The sequence below is a fragment of the Pseudorhodoferax sp. Leaf267 genome, from assembly GCF_001422405.1.
Lineage (GTDB): Bacteria > Pseudomonadota > Gammaproteobacteria > Burkholderiales > Burkholderiaceae_C > Pseudorhodoferax.
This window is the reverse complement of record NZ_LMMV01000001.1, coordinates 648,911-666,104: the sequence shown is the minus strand read 5'-3', so window position 1 is coordinate 666,104 and position 17,194 is coordinate 648,911. Positions and strand designations below refer to the sequence as shown.

At 71.2% G+C, this 17,194-nt stretch carries 19 protein-coding genes and 1 riboswitch; of the genes, 7 read left to right on the top strand and 12 right to left on the bottom strand.

Translation table 11 applies throughout. The features are described from left to right. Positions 1-41 precede the first annotated feature (41 nt). From ASF43_RS02930 to ASF43_RS02920, 3 genes are read left to right on the top strand one after another with little or no spacing between them, the layout of a single operon-like run. Positions 42-416 carry a type II toxin-antitoxin system prevent-host-death family antitoxin gene (locus ASF43_RS02930; protein ID WP_235578109.1) on the top strand — a complete coding sequence of 125 codons (375 nt, stop codon included), beginning with the start codon at positions 42-44 and terminating at the stop codon, positions 414-416. Beyond that, positions 416-1,066 (top strand): AAA family ATPase, encoded by a 651-nt coding sequence (locus ASF43_RS02925; protein ID WP_056176372.1) that lies wholly within the window; start codon positions 416-418, stop codon positions 1,064-1,066. The genes ASF43_RS02930 and ASF43_RS02925 overlap by 1 nt, the downstream gene beginning before the upstream one ends. Then, entirely contained in the window at positions 1,063-2,640 is a 1,578-nt protein-coding gene (locus tag ASF43_RS02920) for a phospholipase D family protein (RefSeq protein ID WP_056176369.1), read from the top strand. Before ASF43_RS02925 ends, ASF43_RS02920 begins: the two co-directional genes overlap by 4 nt. A gap of 6 nt (positions 2,641-2,646) precedes the next feature. Here ASF43_RS02920 and ASF43_RS02915 read toward each other — a convergent pair whose 3' ends face one another. Then, positions 2,647-3,303, bottom strand: coding sequence for a YceI family protein (locus ASF43_RS02915; protein ID WP_056176367.1), 657 nt, complete (start codon positions 3,301-3,303; stop codon positions 2,647-2,649). 216 nt (positions 3,304-3,519) lie between these two features. Between ASF43_RS02915 and ASF43_RS02910 the strand changes: the two genes are divergently transcribed. Next, entirely contained in the window at positions 3,520-5,181 is a 1,662-nt protein-coding gene (locus tag ASF43_RS02910; protein ID WP_056176364.1) for an L-lactate permease, read from the top strand. Between the two features lie 19 nt (positions 5,182-5,200). Here ASF43_RS02910 and ASF43_RS02905 read toward each other — a convergent pair whose 3' ends face one another. Next, positions 5,201-5,623 carry an OsmC family protein gene (locus ASF43_RS02905; protein WP_056176361.1) on the bottom strand — a complete coding sequence of 141 codons (423 nt, stop codon included), beginning with the start codon at positions 5,621-5,623 and terminating at the stop codon, positions 5,201-5,203. Between the two features lie 154 nt (positions 5,624-5,777). Here ASF43_RS02905 and ASF43_RS02900 point away from each other — a divergent pair, with 154 nt between their 5' ends. Further along, positions 5,778-6,698 carry a ketopantoate reductase family protein gene (locus ASF43_RS02900; RefSeq protein WP_200932405.1) on the top strand — a complete coding sequence of 307 codons (921 nt, stop codon included), beginning with the start codon at positions 5,778-5,780 and terminating at the stop codon, positions 6,696-6,698. On the opposite strand, the gene ASF43_RS02895 is transcribed toward ASF43_RS02900, so the two are convergent. The 10 genes from ASF43_RS02895 to ASF43_RS02850 all read right to left on the bottom strand — a co-directional run bounded on the left by ASF43_RS02895 (position 6,695) and on the right by ASF43_RS02850 (position 16,185). Continuing rightward, positions 6,695-7,090, bottom strand: coding sequence for a cytidine deaminase (locus ASF43_RS02895; protein WP_056176357.1), 396 nt, complete (start codon positions 7,088-7,090; stop codon positions 6,695-6,697). The two genes, ASF43_RS02900 and ASF43_RS02895, sit on opposite strands and share 4 nt — an antisense overlap. Next, positions 7,090-8,070, bottom strand: coding sequence for an aldo/keto reductase (locus ASF43_RS02890; protein ID WP_056176354.1), 981 nt, complete (start codon positions 8,068-8,070; stop codon positions 7,090-7,092). Before ASF43_RS02890 ends, ASF43_RS02895 begins: the two co-directional genes overlap by 1 nt. 101 nt (positions 8,071-8,171) lie before the next feature. After that, a complete protein-coding gene (gene cbiB / locus ASF43_RS02885; protein WP_056176351.1) occupies positions 8,172-9,071 on the bottom strand; it encodes an adenosylcobinamide-phosphate synthase CbiB in 900 nt (299 codons plus the stop codon). Next, the gene (gene cobO / locus ASF43_RS02880) at positions 9,068-9,637 is read right to left on the bottom strand and encodes a cob(I)yrinic acid a,c-diamide adenosyltransferase (RefSeq protein ID WP_056176349.1); all 570 of its coding nucleotides are present in this window, start codon (positions 9,635-9,637) and stop codon (positions 9,068-9,070) included. The genes cbiB and cobO overlap by 4 nt, the downstream gene beginning before the upstream one ends. A gap of 188 nt (positions 9,638-9,825) precedes the next feature. Beyond that, a complete protein-coding gene (locus tag ASF43_RS02875; protein WP_056176346.1) occupies positions 9,826-10,587 on the bottom strand; it encodes an ABC transporter ATP-binding protein in 762 nt (253 codons plus the stop codon). Continuing rightward, positions 10,584-11,561: an iron ABC transporter permease gene (locus ASF43_RS02870; RefSeq protein WP_056178057.1), complete on the bottom strand. Its 978-nt coding sequence runs from the start codon at positions 11,559-11,561 to the stop codon at positions 10,584-10,586. The genes ASF43_RS02875 and ASF43_RS02870 overlap by 4 nt, the downstream gene beginning before the upstream one ends. Before the next feature lie 20 nt (positions 11,562-11,581). After that, positions 11,582-12,451: an ABC transporter substrate-binding protein gene (locus ASF43_RS02865; RefSeq protein WP_056176344.1), complete on the bottom strand. Its 870-nt coding sequence runs from the start codon at positions 12,449-12,451 to the stop codon at positions 11,582-11,584. Beyond that, complete coding sequence (locus tag ASF43_RS02860; protein ID WP_056176340.1) at positions 12,448-13,002, bottom strand: bifunctional adenosylcobinamide kinase/adenosylcobinamide-phosphate guanylyltransferase; 555 nt, start codon at positions 13,000-13,002, stop codon at positions 12,448-12,450. Before ASF43_RS02860 ends, ASF43_RS02865 begins: the two co-directional genes overlap by 4 nt. Further along, positions 12,995-14,335: a cobyrinate a,c-diamide synthase gene (locus ASF43_RS02855; protein ID WP_056176336.1), complete on the bottom strand. Its 1,341-nt coding sequence runs from the start codon at positions 14,333-14,335 to the stop codon at positions 12,995-12,997. The genes ASF43_RS02860 and ASF43_RS02855 overlap by 8 nt, the downstream gene beginning before the upstream one ends. Continuing rightward, the gene (locus ASF43_RS02850) at positions 14,320-16,185 is read right to left on the bottom strand and encodes a TonB-dependent receptor domain-containing protein (protein WP_056176334.1); all 1,866 of its coding nucleotides are present in this window, start codon (positions 16,183-16,185) and stop codon (positions 14,320-14,322) included. Before ASF43_RS02850 ends, ASF43_RS02855 begins: the two co-directional genes overlap by 16 nt. Positions 16,186-16,273: 88 nt before the next feature. Then, positions 16,274-16,510: riboswitch (cobalamin riboswitch) on the bottom strand. Between the two features lie 27 nt (positions 16,511-16,537). Between ASF43_RS02850 and ASF43_RS02845 the strand changes: the two genes are divergently transcribed. Together ASF43_RS02845 and ASF43_RS02840 are read left to right on the top strand one after the other, a co-directional pair. Then, the gene (locus tag ASF43_RS02845; RefSeq protein WP_056176331.1) at positions 16,538-16,789 is read left to right on the top strand and encodes a hypothetical protein; all 252 of its coding nucleotides are present in this window, start codon (positions 16,538-16,540) and stop codon (positions 16,787-16,789) included. Beyond that, positions 16,786-17,091 (top strand): cell division protein ZapA, encoded by a 306-nt coding sequence (locus tag ASF43_RS02840; RefSeq protein ID WP_056176328.1) that lies wholly within the window; start codon positions 16,786-16,788, stop codon positions 17,089-17,091. The genes ASF43_RS02845 and ASF43_RS02840 overlap by 4 nt, the downstream gene beginning before the upstream one ends. Positions 17,092-17,194 lie beyond the last annotated feature (103 nt).

The following is a 17,194-nucleotide window of genomic DNA, read 5'->3' as shown; positions in this document are numbered from 1 at the left end:
CGGGCAATTTCTGACAATTCAGGCTATTATGGCCAGACTTCATGCCCACCCACGCACTGGAACCCGCCATGCTCAACGCACTGATCGCCCTGGATGACCTGCCCCGCCAAAACGCCTCGCAGGTCAAGAACAAATGGGGTGAGGTGGTGCGCCTCGTGCGCCAATCGGGCAGTGTGGCGGTCACCAACCATTCTGCGGTCGAGATGGTGCTGGTGGACGCGTCCACCTACCGGCAACTCACCGAGGACGTCCAGGCCCTGAAGGACCGCGAACGCGCGGTGCTGCAAGAGCTCGAACAACGCTTCGACGCGCGGCTGGCCGTGCTGCAGCAGCCCGACGCGGCACGCAAGGTGACGGCGCTGTTCGACACGCGCGGCAAGCTGGGCCGCCGCCCCAAGGCCGGCGCGTCCTTCTGATGGCCCGGGCCGCCGCACGGCCGTTCCTCTTCGTGCTGGCCGGTGTGAACGGCGCGGGCAAGAGCTCGGTTGGCGGCGCCATGCTGGCCGAACATGGCCTGGCCTGGTTCAACCCCGACACCTATGCGCGCGAACTGGTCGCGCAACTGGGCCTGCCGGCCGCCGAGGCCAATGGCCGCGCCTGGGAGTACGGCCGCGCGCTGCTGGAGGCGGCGATCGCCCAGGGCCGCAGCCACGCGTTCGAGACCACGCTGGGCGCCAAGACCATTCCGGCCATGCTGGTGGCGGCCAGCCGCAGCCACGATGTGGTGATGCTGTTCTGCGGCCTGGCATCGCCCGAGCAGCACCTCGCGCGCGTGCAGCTGCGCGTCACCGCGGGCGGCCACGACATCCCCGAACACAAGATCCGCGAGCGCTGGGTGACCTCGCGCGCCAACCTGATCGCGCTGCTGCCCGTGCTGGCGCGGCTGCAGGTGTTCGACAACAGCGCCGAGGCGGCGCCGGGCGAGGACATCCCCGACCCGGTGCTGGTGCTGGAGACGGTCGCCGGGCGCATGGTGTTCCCCGACGCCGGCGACCCGGCCGCACTGCAGGCCACGCCCGCCTGGGCCCGGCCCATCGTGCAGGCGGCCATCGAGCGGCTGGCATGACGGCCACGGCGGCCCGGCTGCTGCTCGCCTGCCTGCTCGCGCTGCTGACCGGCTGCGCCAGCCTGCCGGACGGCCTGGCCGGCCCACCTTCGACGGCCCTGCCCCCCATGGCCGACGCGAGCCTGGTCCGCATCGCGCGGCTGAGCCAGCCCGATGCCGATCTCAGCGGCTTTCGCCTGTTGCCCAGCGGCGACTTTGCGCTCGATGCGCGGCTCACGCTGATCCAGCGCGCAGAGGTCTCGCTGGACGTGCAGTACTACCACGTCGAGAACGACGCCACCGGCCGCCACTTCCTGCGCGCGCTACGCGATGCGGCGCAACGCGGCGTGCGCGTGCGCCTGCTGCTGGACGACCTGTACACGGCCGGCGACGACGGCCTGTTCCTGAGCCTGGCCGCCACGCCCAACCTGGAACTGCGCATCTACAACCCGTTCCCGCAGCGCGAGGGCGGCAGTGCGCGGCGCTTCGCGGCCTCGTTGCTGCAGTTCGACCGGCTGCAGCGCCGCATGCACAACAAGCTGCTGCTGGCCGACGGTGCCATGGGCGTGGCCGGCGGGCGCAACATCGGCGCGCGCTACTACACGCAGACCAGCGGCGAGAACTTCCTGGACATGGACACCATCGTGGCCGGCGCGCTGATGCCGCGGCTGGCCGCCCTGTTCGACCTGTACTGGAACAGCCCGCACGTGGTGCCCATCGAGCGGCTCGCCAAGGCCGACCCCGACCTGGCCGCCATGCGCGAACGCTTCGAGGCCCTGACCGCGCCCGGCCAGGCCCCGCCGCCGCGCCCCAGCGCGCCGAACGACATGCTGGGCTACGCGCCCGTGTCCAGCGAGCTGGCGGGCGGACGCATCGGCCTGGTCTGGGCCACGGCCGAGGCCTACGCGGATTCTCCCGAGCGCGCCATCGGCAAGCAAAGCGCATACGGTGGCGTGCCGCTGCTGGACGTGGACAGCGTGCGCTACAACGTGGCCGAGAGCATCCGCCGTGCGCGGCGCGAGGTGCTGCTGAGCTCGCCCTACCTCGTGCCCGGCGCCTCGGGCATGCAGGTGCTGCGCGAGGCGCGCGCGCGCGGCGTGGCCGTGCACCTGGTCACCAACTCGCTGGCCGCCAGCGACGAGCCCTTCGTGCACACGGCCTACCGGCGCTACCGGGCCGACCTGGTGCGCCTGGGCGTGGAGATCGACGAGATCAGCGGCAGCCGCGTGCGCCGCAGCGTGCGCCTGGGCCTGTTCGGCACGGCCACGGGACGGCTGCACGCCAAGATGGCCGTCATCGACCGCTCGTTGGTGTTCATCGGCTCGCTGAACTTCGACCCGCGCTCGGAGCTGCACAACACCGAGATCGGCCTGTTCATCCGCAGCGAGACGCTGGCCGGCCAGGTGCTGAAACTGGCCGAGGTGCTGCGCGACCAGGGCGCCTGGCGCGTGCGGGCCGACGCCGACGGCCGCCTGCAATGGCATGGCACGGACGACGGCGTGCCCCAGGTGCTGCACACCGAGCCCGACGCGAGCTGGTGGGACCGGCTGCTGCGGGAGCTGGTGGCGCCGTTCACGCCCGAGAGCCTGCTGTAGAGGCTGTCAGCGCCCGATGCGCACGGCCTCGATCTGGGTCAGCAGCCGCACCTTGTCCTCGAAGCCGAACTGCAGCCCCCAGGTGATGCCCCACTGGCTGCGCTCGATCACCGCGTCGAAGTCGCCGCCGCACACCTGCTGGCCGTGGATGGGGCTCATATAGCAGTTAAAGCGCGTGGCGCGCAGCGTGACCGGGTGGGTCTGGCCCAGCATGGTCAGGGCGCCCGGGATCTCGCGCACCATGCCGCCTTCCAGCACCATGCGCTCGGCCGTGAAGCGTGCCGTGGGGTAATCGGCCACGTTCAGGAAGTCGCGGCTCTGCACGTGGCGGTTCAGCAGGTCCACGCCGGTGTTGATCGTGCCCATGTCGATGGTGATGTCCACCGTGCCGCTGGTGCCGGCCGCGTCGATCTGCACCTGGCCGTCCTTGGTGCTGAAGCGGCCGCGGTTGGTGCTGGTGCCGTAGTGGCCCATCTCGTACATCACGAAGGTGTGGGTCGGGTCGACGACATAGCGCGCGCCCGCGCCGAGCTGGCCGCCGGGGCGGGCCGGCATCTCGGGCATGGCATTGGGCACGCTTTGCGCCGACACGGTGGCCACGCACGCGGCGGCCAGAGCCAGCGACAGCACAGCGGCTGGCGCGCAGGCAAGGGGATTTTTCATGCGCCGAACTGTGCCCGCATGCGCTCGCGGACGCAACCGGCCTGTGGGTACTACGTACGACGAAGAAAGATCACATCCGCAAACAAAATTCTTCAAACCGTTGCAACCGTGAGGGGCCTACATTAGCGCCGGCCCGATTCTCCGGGCCACGGCGTTCGCGCGACCGTGCCAGCGTACTGGCGTCCACTACAACTCAGCACAACAGGAGATAGCGTCATGACCTGGCAGCAGATCTACGACCCCTTCGGCAACATGATCATCTCGACCGCGCTCGCCGCGATCCCGGTGGTCGTCATGCTCGGCGCCCTCGGCTTCTTTCACATCAAGGCCCACATCGCGGCCGGCATGGGGCTCGTCGCGGCCCTCATCGTGGCGGTGTTCGCTTATGGCATGCCGATCGACATGGCCGGCCGCGCCGCCATGCTGGGCGGCTTCACGGGCCTGCTGCCGATCGGCTGGATCGTGCTGAACATCATCTTCCTGCACCAGCTGACCGAGCAGAACGGCAGCTTCAAAGTGCTGCAGGATTCGCTGTCGGGCATCACCGAGGACCGGCGCATCCAGCTGCTGCTGATCGCGTTCTGCTTCGGCGCGTTCTTCGAGGGCGCGGCCGGCTTCGGCACGCCGGTGGCGGTGACGGCGGCGATCCTGATCGGCCTGGGCTTCTCGCCGCTGGCGGCCTCCGGCCTGAGCCTGATCGCGAACACGGCGCCCGTGGCCTTCGGCGCGCTGGGCACGCCGGTGATCACGCTGGCCCAGGTGCACGGCTACGACCTGATGCAGGTCACGGCCATGATCGGCCGCCAGCTGCCGTTCTTCTCGCTGCTCGTGCCGTTCTGGCTGATCTGGGCCTTCGCCGGCCGCAAGGGCATGATGGAAATCTGGCCCGCCATCCTGGTGACCGGCCTGTCCTTCGCGATCCCGCAGTACCTGGTCTCCAACTTCATGGGCCCGGAACTCGTGGACATCATCGCCGCCATCGTCTCCATGCTGTGCCTGGTGGGCTTCCTGCGCGTGTGGCAACCCAAGAAGATCTGGACCTCGCCCGCGCTGCGCGGCAAGGACGTGAGCGCCGCCGAAGCGAAGCCGCCGCAGCCCGTGGTGCAGCACTCCCGCCAGGCGCTGGTCGCCGCGTGGACGCCCTGGGCCATCCTGTCGGTGTTCGTGTTCATCTGGGGCCTGCCGCCTGTGAAGGCCTGGCTCAACAGCATCTTCGCGCCCAAGTTCCCGATCGAAGGCCTGCACAACCTCATCATGAAGGTGCCGCCCGTCGTGCCCGTGCCGCATCCCGAGGCCGCGGTCTATACGCTGAATCTGCTCTCGGCCACCGGCACCGGCATCCTGCTGGCGGCGCTCGTCAGCGCCATCGTCATGAAGTACAACCCGGTCGCCATCGTGCGCACGTTCCTCAAGACGGTGTGGCTGGTCAAGTACTCGCTGCTGACCATCGTGCTGATGCTGGCCCTGGGCACGCTCACGCGCTTCTCGGGCACGGACACCACGCTGGGCCTGGCGTTTGCCAACACCGGCGTGTTCTACCCCTTCTTCGGCACGCTGATGGGCTGGATCGGCGTGGCGCTGACGGGCTCGGACACGGCATCGAACGTGCTGTTCGGCGGCATGCAGAAGGTGGCGGCCGAGCAGCTCGGCCTGTCGCCCAACCTCATGGGCGCGGCCAACAGCTCGGGCGGCGTGATGGGCAAGATGATCGATGCGCAGTCCATCGTCGTGGCCTCCACCGCCACGCGCTGGTTCAACAAGGAAGGCGAGATCCTGCGCTACGTGTTCTTCCACTCGATCGCGCTGGCCTGCCTGGTCGGGCTGTACGTAACGATGCAGGCCTATGTCTGGCCGTTCACGCTGATGGTGGTGCGGTAAGGGGCGCGGGCGCGGCTGTTCAGGCTGCCGCGCCCATTGGCGTCGCTTCGGTGGTGATCGCGATGTCGCCCGACAGCGTCTTGTGCACCGGGCACGCATCGGCCACGCGCAGCAGCGTGGCCCAGTCGGCCGGCGTGACGTCGGCATCGATGGCCAGGGCGCGGGCCATGCGGTAGACACCGTCCACCGTGGTGTGCGTGACCGTCACCTTCAAACCGCGCAGCGCGATGCCCCGGCGCGCGGCATACAGGCGCAGTGTCAGCGCGGTGCAGGACGCGAGCGCGGCGTCGAGCAGGTCATGCGGCGATGGCGCGGCAGCGTCCTCATCGGTGCCGACCGGCAATTCGACTTCCTTCTGCGCTGGCGCGAAGCGCAACACGGCGCGGTTGTCGGGCGTGGTTTGGTCCCAGCGGGCGCTGGTGTCCATGGTGTGCAGTGGCATGGCGTTCTCCTGGATGTCCTGTGTGGTCGATCGTCGCAGCACAGGCGCCGCAGTCTAAGGGCCAAGCCGGCACTGGGAGCCGCGGCCACGGGCGCGCATTTGAAGCAAGCACGGATGACAATGCGCGCCGTTGTCCACTTCGCAAGGCCTGCGCATGTCCACCTCCACGTTCTCATCGCCGCTGCGGGTCGCCGTTGTCGGCGCTGGTGCGGTCGGCTGCTACTACGGCGGCATGCTGGCGCGTGCCGGCCATGCCGTCGTGCTGATCGGCCGCCCAACCCATGTGCAGGCCATTGCCGCCAACGGCCTGCGCGTGCAGACGCAGGCTTTCGACGAGCAAGTCGGGCTGCAGGCCAGCACCGACCTGGCGGCCGTGGCCGGCGCCGATCTCGTGCTTTTCAGCGTGAAGTCACCAGACACGGAACCCACCGGCCGGGCGCTGGCCGCGCACCTGTCGCCGCAGGCCCTGGTGCTCACGCTGCAGAACGGCGTGGACAACGCCGAGCGCCTGCGCACGGTGCTGCCGAACGAGGTGGCAGCCGCCGTGGTCTATGTGGCCACCGAGATGGCCGGCCCAGGCCATGTGCGCCACCATGGCCGCGGCGAGCTCGTCATCGAGCCCGGGCCCCGCGCCGAGTCGCTCGCGCGGCTGCTGCACGAGGCCGGCGTGCCGACCGAGGTCTCGCCCGATGTGCGCGGCGCGCTGTGGGCCAAGCTGGTGCTGAACTGCGCGTACAACGCGATCTCGGCGATCACGCAGCTGCCCTATGGCCGCATGGTGGAAGGCGCTGGCGTGCCGCGGCTGATGGGCGACCTGGTCGCCGAATGCCTGGCCGTGGTGCAGGCCGAGGGGGTGCAGCTGCCCGGCGACATCCACACTGCCGTGGAGCGCCTGGCCGGCACCATGCCGGCGCAGAGTTCGTCCACGGCGCAGGACCTCGCACGCGGCAAGCCCACCGAGATCGACCACCTGAACGGCTTCATCGTGCGCCGCGGCGAGGCGCTGGGCATCGCCACGCCGGTCAACCGTGCGATGTGGGCGCTGGTCAAGCTGCTCGAGGGCCGCAGGCCTTAGCCAACCTGCAGATGCGCGGGGCCGAAGGACGCCGGCAGCAACTCGTCCATCGTGAAGCTGCGCGCTACGCCCGCCGTGCCCGCCGCGTGCACGCGCGTGGCTGCGGTCGCGAACTCGCGGATGCGCTGGCGGCAGTTGCCGCAGGGCGTGACCAGCTCGGGCCCGTCGCCCACGACCACGATGTCGGAGATCTCGCGCCCGCCAGCCGCCACCATGGCCGCGATGGCACCGGCCTCGGCGCAGGTGCCGCTGGGATAGGCCGCGTTCTCCACATTGCAGCCTGCGAACACGCGGCCGTCCGGCGTGGCGAGCGCAGCGCCGACCCGGTAACGCGAGTACGGCGCATAGGCCTGGGCCTGCGCGGCGCGTGCGGCATCGAGCAGAGCCTGCATCACGAGAAGCCGACGACGGCGTGCGGGACGTAGGGCGCCTCCAGCACCGCCGTCTCCTCGGGCGTGAGCTTGAGCGCCAGCGCCGCCACCGCATCGTCCAGCTGTTCCAGCTTGGTCGCACCCACGATCGGCGAGGTCACGCCCGGCTGCTGCAGCACCCAGGCCAACGCCACTTGCGCGCGCGGCACGCCGCGGGCCGCGGCGACCTGGGCCACGGCCTCGACCACCTTGCGGTCGGCCTCGGCCGTCTTCGCATACAGCGTGCGGCCGAAGTCGTCGGTCTCGGCGCGGCTGCTCTCGGCGTCCCAGTCGCGCGTGAGCCGGCCACGCGCCAGAGGGCTCCAGGGCATCACCGCCACGCCCTGGTCGCGGCACAGCGGCAGCATCTCGCGCTGCTCCTCGCGGTACAGCAGGTTCAGGTAGTTCTGCATCGAGACGAAGCGCGTCCACCCGTGGCGCTCGGCCACGGCCTGGGCCTTGGCGAACTGCCAGGCGTACATGGACGAGGCGCCGATGTAGCGCGCCTTGCCGGCCTTGACCACGTCGTGCAGCGCCTCCATGGTCTCCTCGATCGGCGTGGCGTAGTCCCAGCGGTGGATCTGGTACAGGTCCACGTGGTCCATGGACAGGCGCATGAGGCTGTGGTCGATCTCGGCCAGGATGGCCTTGCGCGACAGGCCCGCGCCGTTCGGGCCGGGCCGCATGCGGCCATGCACCTTGGTGGCGACCACAAAGGCGTCGCGCGGCGCGTATTCGGCCAGCGCGCGGCCCACGATCTCCTCGCTGCTGCCGGCCGAGTACACGTTGGCCGTGTCGAAGAAGTTGAAGCCCAGGTCCAGCGCCTTCTTCAGGAACGGCCGGCTCGCGGCCTCGGGCAGGGTCCACGGGTGGTTGCCCTGGTCGGGCGCGCCGTAGCTCATGCAGCCCAGGCACAGACGGGAGACTTGCAGGCCGGTGCGGCCGAAGGGGATGTGGTGCATTGGTGGCCTCGATGGGAGAGCGGGCCATGATATCGGCCGGCCTTGCCTTCAGGCGTCTGAAGGCCAGCAGCGCTGCTTCCTTCGAGCCGGCCACTGCTGTCCTACACCAGCAGCATCGCAGCGCTGAGCGAGCCCATGGCGAGCACGGCGAGTCCGCCACGCCAGACCGCCCGCGCCGCATCGGCCGCCGTGGGCGAGCGGCCCCCTGCGTTCAGCACATAGACCCCGGGCTTGCCCAGCCGCACCCCGAGCCGCAACGCCATCGCCGCCATCGGCCAGCCGCTGTTCGGCGATGGCGTGCGCCCAGCCTCGACAGGCAGCGCGGCGTAGGCACGCACGGGGCACAGCAGCAGCGCCGTGATGCGCGCCGGCACCCAGCTCAGCACATCGTCGGCGCGGGCCGCCCATTTGCCAGCCCACTCCCAGTCGCGGCCGTTGCGCACGCTGCGGTAGCCCCACATCGCGTCGGCCGTGTTCGCGAAACGGTAGACGGCCGCGCCCGGCAGGCCCAGCAGCACGAACCAGAAGAGCGGTGCGACGACGGAGTCGTTGAGGTTCTCGGCCAGCGATTCGATGGCGCTTTCGCGCACGGCGCTGGCGTCGAGTGGCGCCGTGTCGCGGCTGACCAGGAAGGCCAGGCGCGCCCTGCCCGCGTCCAGCGACTGCGCCAGCGCCGCCTCGACCGCCTGCACCTCGTCGCGCAGCATGCGCCAGGCCAGCAAGGGTTTGAGCAGCACGCCCAGCAGCACGGCCGCGGCCCAGGCCGGCAGCCAGCGCCACAGCGCCCACTGCACGACCGCCGCCAGCAGGCCGACCATCAGCGCACCCGCGCACCACCCCGCGGCACCCAACCAGAACGCCGCGCGCGGCGGCTGCGGCAGGCGCCGGCCGGCCCAGCCCAGGTAGCGGCCCATGGCGACGACCGGATGCAGCGCGGCCGGCGGCTCGCCCCACAGGCGGTCCACCAGCAGCGCGATCCACAGCGCCGCGGCGGCCGTCAATCCTCGATGCCGCGCTGCGCCGGGATGCCGGCCTTGAACGCGTGCTTCACCATGGTCATCTCGGTCACGGTGTCGGCCAGCTCGATGATCTCGGGCGGGCAGCGCCGGCCCGTCAGCACGACGTGCACCTCGCGTGGCCGCGCGCGCAGCGTGGCGAGTACGTCGTCCAGCGGCAGCCAGCCGTAGACCAACGGATAGGTGATCTCGTCCAGCGTGACCATGAAGTAGTGGCCCGACACGATGGCGGCCTTGGCCTTCTCCCAGCCGTCGCGCGCGAGCTGGGCCGAGCGCTCCAGGTCCTGGCTCTTCCAGCTGAAGCCGTCGCCCAAGCCCTCGATCGGGATGCCCAACTGCTCGAACATGCGGTGCTCGCCGAAGCGTGCGCTCGGCACCTTCATGAACTGGTAGATCTTGACGGCCTTGCCGCGTCCGTGCGCGCGCAGCGCGAGGCCGAACGCGGCCGTGCTCTTGCCCTTGCCGTCGCCGGTGTTGACGATGACGAGGCCGCGGCGTTCGCCCTCGGGCTTCTCGTAGGGTTTGGTGCTGGGTGGGGTTTCGATCTGCATGGATGAATCTCAGTGACGGGTTGTGCTGCTCGTCGCTTCTATCGCACAGGGCCTGGTCGCAAGCGCTTGTTCGAGAGGCCGCGGAGCAGGCCAAGCCAGCGGCCGCCGCGGAACTGGCTCTGCCAGGCCGCTGGCGGCGCCCCCTTGAGGGGGTTGGCGGAGCGCGCAGCGCGCAGACTGGGGGTGTTTCATTGTGGGACGGTGATCCATTGGCCGGCCACGTGGTGGACGGCCACACGTTGGGCGAACACGGACTCCAGCGCCCGGTGCGTCGCGGCGTCGCTGCTGGCGCCGTGGTGCGCGATGCGGCCACGCTCCACGATGACCAACGCATCGGCCTGCAGCGCGGCCGGCAGCTCGTGCAGCACGCTGACCACCGTGCGGCCCTCGTGCGCCAGCGCGCGCGCCATCGCCAGCCAGTCGGCCTGATGCGGTGGGTCCAGGTTGGCCAGCGGCTCGTCCATCAGCACGATGGGCGCCTGCACCGCGAGCGCGCGGGCCAGCAGCACGCGCTGGCGCTCGCCGCCCGACAGCCGGGCCAGCGGGCGCGCCTGCCAGTCCAGCGCATGCGTGGCGCGCAGCGCCTGCAGCACGGCGGCGTGGTCGGCCTCGGACGGCGCGGCCAGCCAGGCGCGGTGCGGCAGGCGGCCCAGCATGACCACGTCGTAGACCGAGAGGTCATCGGCCGCGGTTTCGTTCTGGCCCAGCCAGGCGATCTGGCGTGCGCGTTCGCGGCTGCGCCAGTCCGCGAGAGGACGGCCGTGCAGCAGCAGCTCGCCGGTGCTGGGCAGCAGCCCGGCCAGCGCCTTGAGCAGCGTCGATTTACCGGCGCCATTGGGGCCGACGATGGAGGTCCAGCGCCCGGCCATCAGCTGCAGCGCCACGCCGTGCAGCACTTCCACGCCGCCCTGCGCGGCATGCAGATCGCGGGCTGCGAGGGTGAAGCTCACAGCCCGCCCCCGGCACGCGTGCGCTGGCGCATCAGCCACAGCAGATAGGTGCCGCCCAGCACGGCCGTCAGCACGCCCACGGGCAGCTCCTGCGGCGCGATCAGCCAACGGGCCAGGATGTCCGCCCCCAGCAGCAGCACGCCGCCCGTGCCCGCGGCCAGCAGGATCAGCCGCCCGTGCGTGACCTTGACCAGCGAGCGCGCCAGGTGCGGCGCGGCCAGCCCGACGAAGGCCACCAGCCCGGTCTGCGCCACGGCCGCGCCCGTGGCCAGGCCCAGCACCGCCACCAGCGCCATGCGCATGGCCGGCAGCGGGATGCCCAGGCTGGTGGCCGTGGCCTCGCCCAGCGCCAGCGCATCCAGCGTGGGCGACAGCCCCCACGCCACCAGCGCGCTGAGGGCCAGCGGCACGGCCATCAGCGCGCAGGCCGACCAGCCCACCGTGCCGGTGCTGCCCAGCATGAAGGCCTGCAGCGCCTGCATGATCTCGGGCGACAGCAGCATCAACAGCGAGGTGAAGGCGCTCAGCACCACGCCCACGATCACGCCGGCCAGCAGCAGCCGCAGCGTGTGCTGCACGCCCTGGGCCAGTGCCAGTGTCAGCAGCACGCCGGCCACGGCACCGATGAAGGCCGCACCGGCCAGCCCCGTGCGCGCCAGCCACGACATCGCGAACGGCGAGCCGCCCACTGCCGCCATGCTGGCAGCCACGGCCAGCAGCGCGCCCGAGCCACTGCCCAGCAGGTAGGGGTCGGCCAGCGGATTGCGGAACAGGCCCTGCGCCACGGCACCGGCCAGGCCCAGCAGCGCACCGGCCAGCCAGGTGCCCAGCGTGCGCGGCAGGCGGATGTCGCGCACGATCTGCCAGCCCATGGGGTCGGCCTGCAGGCGCCAGGGCCAGTCAAAGCCGGTGCTGCCCACGCTGGCACCCAGCAGGGCCAGCAGGCCCGACAGCAGCGCCAGCGCCAAGGCCAGCCAGGTCGCGCGCCGCTGGTTCACGGGGCCCTGGCCTTCAAACAATCGGCCATCACGCGCGCCGCCTGGTCCATGCGCGGGCCGGGCCGCACCACGATCTCGGCGTCGTCGAGGGAGAACAGGCAGATGCGCTGTTCGCGCACGGCGCGCATGGCCTGCCAGCCCGGGTAGTCGATCTCGGCCTGCATAGTGCGGTTGGCCAGCATGATGAGGTCGGGGTCGGCGCGCACCACGTACTCGGGGTTCAGCTTGGGGAACGGGCCCAATGCAGCCGGCACCACGTTGGCCACGCCCAGGCGCGCCAGCGTCTCGCCGATGAAGGACGCCTCGCCCGCCGCATACGGCCCTCGGCTGACCTCGATGTAGACGCGGGCACGGCGCGCGTTCTCGGGCAGTGCGGCCGCAGCCTGCGCCATGCCCTGCTCGATGCTCTGCCAGACCGCGGCCTCGGCGCCCGGCACGCCCAGCAGCTGGCCCACCGTGCTTAGCACGCGGCGCACGTCGGCATGGTTCTTGGGCTCCAGCACCACGACCTTGAGGCCCAGCGCGCGCAGCCGCTCGCCTACGCGGCCGCTGTGCGAGACCAGCACCACGTCGGGCCGCGCACGCACGATGGATTCGATGTTGGGGTCGATGCCACCACCCAGCTGCGGCAGCGCGCGCACCTCGGGCGGCCAGTTGGAGAAACGGTCCACACCCACCAGCCGCGCGCAGGCGCCGAGCGCGCAAACGGTCTCGGTCAGCGAAGGCAGCAGCGAGACCACGCGCTGGGGCGGCGCGTCGAAACGCAGGCGCGCACCGGTCTCGTCGACGATCTCGTAGGGCGCAGCCAGCGCGTGGCCGATGCAGCCCATCCACAACGCCAGGCCCAGGCGCAACAGCTTGTTCATCCGGAGTCCTTGAGCACCAGCGGCAAGCCCGCGGCCATGAGTGTGACGCGGCTGCAGGCGGCGGCCATGCGCTGGTTCAGGCCGCCGAGCGCATCGACGAACTGGCGCACCTCGCGGCCCAGCGGGATCACGCCCAGGCCGATCTCGTTGCCCACCAGCAGCACAGGGCCGCGCGTGGATCGCACCGCGGCTTCGAGTGCGTCGATGGCAGCGGCCGGGTCGCCGGCGCGTGGCGCTGCCGACATCGGCATCAGCCAGTTGGTGAGCCACAGCGTCAGGCAGTCCACGACCACGAGTGTGCCGGGCGCGCTGTGCGCGGCGATGGCGGCGGCCAGCTGCAGCGGCTCCTCCACCGTGCGCAGGCCAGGCACGCGCCGGGCGCGATCGAGCCGGTGGCGGGCGATGCGCGCGCGCATCTCGTCGTCGTACGGCTGGCCGGTGGCGATCAGCACGGCGTCGCGCGCCGGATCGCCTGCCAGCCAGTCGCGCGCGAGCAGCTCGGCGCGTCTGGACTTGCCGCTCTTCTGGCCGCCCAGGATCAGCTCAGCCATGGCGCTCTGCCTCCCGCGTGAACAGCGCCGCCGTGGCGCGCGGGTTCGACGCGAACCACGCGTGGAAGTAGCTGGCGCGGATGGATCCCTGCTGGAACACGGCCTCGACCGGCGCATCGCTGCCCGGCCGCGTGGTGTGCGTGCGCGGCACCAGCGTGGTGCTGCAGGTGGAGTAATGGAAGGTGTGGCCGCGCAGCACCTGGCCGTCCAGGTCCAGCTGCTGCGGCCCCAGCGCGGCCAGCCGCGGCTGCATGGCGACGTGGCCGGGCAGCAGGCCCCATTGCGGCACGTCCTGGCCGTCGGCCAGGGTGATGCGCTCGAACAGCGCCATCATGCCGCCGCACTCGGCCCACACGGGCTTGCCGGCCTGCACATGGGCCGCGAGGCTGGCGCGCAGGGCGGCGTTGCCCGTGAGCCGCCGCGCATGCAGCTCGGGATAACCACCGGGCAGCCACAGCGCGTTGCAGTCGGGCACGGCCGTTTGCTGCAAGGGCGAGAAGAAGACCAGCCGCGCGCCCAGTGCCAGCAGCGTGTCCAGGTTGGCGGCGTAGAGGAAGCAGAAGGCCGCGTCGCGCGCCACGGCGACCGTGGTGCCGGCCAGCAGCCGCGGCACGGGCGGGGGCGCCTGCGGAGGCGCGAAGTCCACGGCGAAGCGCTGCAGGGCGGGCAGCTCCATGCGGCCCAGCGGCGTGCGGGCCAGGGCGTCGGCCGCCGCGTCCAGGCGTGCCAGCGCATCGCCGACCTCGTGCGCGGCCGTGAGGCCCAGATGCCGCTCGGGCAGCGCCAGTGCGGCGTCGCGCATCAACGCACCCTGCCAGTCCTGCGGCGTGCGCAGGCCGTCCTGCAGCATCTGCGCGTGGCGTTCGCTGGCCACGCGGTTGGCCAGCACGCCGGCCCAGCGCAGGCCTTGCTGGTAATGCTGCAGGCCATGGGCCAGCGCGCCGAAGGTGCCGGCCATGGCCGACGCGTCCACGACGGCCAGCACCGGCAGATCGAAGCGCCGCGCCAGGTCGGCCGCGCTGGGCTGGCCGTCGAACAGGCCCATCACGCCCTCGACGATGACGAGGTCGGCCTCGGCCGCTGCGGCATGCAGGCGCGCGCGGCAATCGGCCTCGCCCGTCATCCACAGGTCGAGCTGGTACACGGGCGCGCCGCTGGCCAGGGCCAGCCAGAACGGGTCGAGGAAGTCCGGCCCGCACTTGAACACGCGCACGCGCCGGCCCTGGCGCGTGTGCAGCCGCGCGAGCGCGCAGGCCACCGTGGTCTTGCCCTGGCCCGAGGCCGGCGCGGCGACCAGGACGGCCGGGCAGCGCTGGCTTATTGCGGCGCCCATTTCAGGCCGACCCAGACCGTGCGGCCGGCGTTGGCGTACAGGCGCGCGTTCTGGTAGTCCTTGTCGGTCAGGTTGTCCAGGCGTGCCGTCAGCATGATGTCGCGCGCCACCTGCGTGCTGGTGTACAGGTTCACGAGCGTGTAGCCGCCCAGCACGTTGGTGTTGGCGGCGTTGTCGAAGCGCTTGGCCGTGGCCTGCACCTCGGCGCCCACCGTCCAGCCGGCGATCTGCGTGTCGGCCCCGACGGTGGCGTAGCGCTTGGCGCGGCGCGCGAGCTGCTTCTCGGTGTCGCGGTCCTTGGGGTTCTGGAAATCCAGCGAGGCGCGCAGTTGAACGTTGCCCACCTGGTGGTTGCCCGACAGCGTGATGCCTTCGTACTGCGCACGGCCCACGTTCTCGTAGCACCCGAAGTCATTGGCGCAAGGGCCTGCCGCGCCGAAGATGATCATGTTGCGCACGCGGTTGCGGTAGGCCACCACGCCGACGCTGCTGGCGCCCTCCGTCCAGCGCAGGCCGGCCTCGATGTTGCGGCCCTTCTCGGGCTCCAGGCTGCCGACACCGTATTCGCTGAAGCGCTGGTACAGCGTGGGGGCGCGGAACGCGGTGCCGGCCGACACGGTGGCGCGCAGCTGGCGCGTGATGGCGTAGCCGTAGGCGGCGCTGCCCGTGGTGTGGCCGCCGAACTCGCTGTCGTCATCGCGGCGCAGATGCAGTTGCAGCGCATGCGCGCCGCTCGTGAAGCCGTAGCCCAGGGCCAGCGCGTTCTGGTTGCGGTCGCGGTCGATGCTGCCGTTCTCCAGCGCATCCTCGCGGCGCTCCAGCGTGGCGCTCAGCAGGTGCGCGCCGATGCGGTACTCGTTTTGCCACAGGTAGCCGCGCAGGTCGGTCTCGCTGCGGTAGTAGGAAGGGTTGGTCGCATAGCGGGAATGCGAGTCCGTGACCTGCAGGCGCGTGGTGTAGGCGTCGGTCCACTTCGCCGACCAGGTGAGGCCCGCGGTGCGCAGGCGGTGGTCGTTGCGGTCGTCCACGGGCGCAGCCGCGGGGCTCACGAATGCGTCGTAGCCGGAATTGAGCTTGGTCATGAGCAGCGTGGCGTCCAGCCGGTGCGCGCTGTTGACCTGCAGACCCAGGCGCGCATTGCCCGACAGACGCTCGTAGCCGTCGGCGTCGTGGTTCACGGTGCTCGCGGTCGGCGCGCGCAGGCGCAGCGGCTGCGCGTCGAACCCTTCGCTGCGCTCCTTGTCGATGCCCAGCGCATAGTCGACGGCACCGTCCACGCCGGTGCGGCCGCTGACGCCGGCTTCGAGGCGGTAGGTGCGGTGGCTGCCCAGGCCCACGCCGGCATAGACCGCAGGCTTGCCGGGCTCGCCCTTCTTCGTGAACAGCTGGATCACGCCGCCGATGGCGTCGGAGCCATACACCGCCGCGGCCGGGCCGCGCAGCACCTCGATGCGGTCGATCTGCGACAGCGGGATCTGCTCCCACTGCACGCCGCCCGTGGCCTGCGAGTCGAGCCGCACGCCATCGAGGTAGACCGCGGTGTAGCGCGACTCGGCGCCACGCAGGAAGACGCTGGTGGCGTTGCCCGGGCCGCCATTGCGCGCGATCTGGACGCCGGGCAGACGCGCCAGCACATCGGCCACGCCGACTGCGCCGCTGCGCTCGATGGTGGCGCGGTCGACGATGGACACGTCGGCCACCAGGTCGGCCAGCGCCTGCGCCGTGCGGTTGGCTGTGACCACGGTGGATGCCAGGGAGGGATTGGCTTGCGCCGATGCCGCCAAGGGCCAGCAGACGGACAGGGCCAGGGGGAGCGCGGCCAGGCGCACGTGGGACGTTGCAATTCTCATGGGACAGATGCCGATCAAAAAATACCCGCGCCGGCTTCCCCGCCGGCGAATGGGCGCACGGGCCACGCCACGCCGTGCGAGCACGGCGTGGGCGGACCACCTCGTTGGCCGGTATCCGGGCTGGCGGCGCTCGCTTCAACGCCTTCCCAGCGGGCCTTGCGGGCCGCCAGTGGCGATGTGTTGAAGTGGAAGTCGCGAGGACTTCGGCCGCTTACCGTTGCGGGGGCAGCGCAGGTTAGACACCCCTTGGTCGGGCACCCTCCTGCTTCCCGTTGAACCGCAGCGCGTGAACCACGCCGCGAGCACCAACGGCGCGGATTCTACGGGTGCAAACCCTACAATGCGGGCCGCCATGGACCATGCCACCCAAATCCAGCAGATCGCCGAACGCACGGAGCGCCTGCTGCTGCGCCACCGCGAGTTGCAGCGGACCAACGCCTTGCTCACGGAACAGGTGGACGCACTGACGCGCGAGCGCGATTCGCTGCGCTCGCGCCTGGCCGCTGCACGTGCGCGCATCGACGCATTGCTCGAGCGCCTGCCCGAAGGCGGCCCCCTGAGCCCGCCAGCGCCTGCGCATGCGCCCCACCAGGACACGCCATGAAGCAGCTCGAAGTCAAGATCCTCGGCCAGAGCTACCTGCTCGGCTGCCCCGAAGGCGGCGAGGCCCGCATGCTGCTGGCCGTCGAGCGCGTGGACGGCGCCATGTGCGCGATCCGCGATGCCGGCCGCATCAAGGCGCGCGACCGCATCGCCGTGCTGGCCGCGCTGAACCTGGCCTTCGACCAGTCCACGCCGCCCGCCACCGAGCCCGGTGCCGAAGCGCCCGGCGACCAGCAGGCTGCGCTCGCCGCCATCGTGGCCCGGCTCGACGAGGCTTTGGGTGACGACGGCCGGCTGTTGTAAAGCCCCCTCGCAACAACACCGCGCGCCGTGCGTCTTTTGCGCCAACTGCGCGGCGCATTCGTCCTAGAATGAAGCCGTCTGCAGTGCATGCCGGGCTTTATAT